This is a genomic window from Blautia aquisgranensis (genome assembly GCF_040096615.1).
Lineage (GTDB): Bacteria > Bacillota > Clostridia > Lachnospirales > Lachnospiraceae > Blautia_A > Blautia_A aquisgranensis.
Genome location: NZ_JBBMEJ010000055.1, coordinates 1 through 500 on the forward strand (window position 1 = coordinate 1; position 500 = coordinate 500).

The 500-nt window shown below is 42.2% G+C and carries 1 protein-coding gene; it reads left to right on the forward strand.

Translation table 11 applies throughout. The annotated features are described in order from the left end of the window. Positions 1–42 precede the first annotated feature (42 nt). On the forward strand, positions 43–500 hold a 458-nt coding region (locus tag WMO28_RS16810; protein WP_494337496.1), incomplete at its 3' end, for a nuclease/transposase family protein.

The window sequence follows — 500 nt, forward strand, 5'->3', positions numbered from 1 at the left end:
TGAGCATCAGAGTAAAGCTTATTGAGATCATAGAGGTGGGAAATGCTGCTGTCAAAGAAAACATCCATAAAGGTCAGCCAGGAATACGCAAACTTTATCGGACATATGTGTTATGCGGCGTCCAAGCTCTGGAATGTCTGTAATTACGAACGTCAGCATTACAAAGAAATGGGAATGGAGAGCTATCCGGACTGGTATTACCAGAAAAAATCGCATAAAAAGGATCTGTGGTATAAACAGCTCCCATCCCAGACAGCCCAGGAAGTCTGCAAGCTGCTGGATAAAGCATGGAAATCTTTTTACGCCTTGAAAAGATCCGGAGGGATTGAGAATCCCAGACCACCGCGGTTTAAACAGGGAAGTATCCCCATTACCTATATGCAGATGGGAATTGTACATGAATGGGACACAGAAAAAGTCCGTCTGTCCCTTCCAAAAGCATTAAAAAGATATATGGAAGAAACGTATCAGATCCATGAGAACTTTCTTTATCTTGAAAA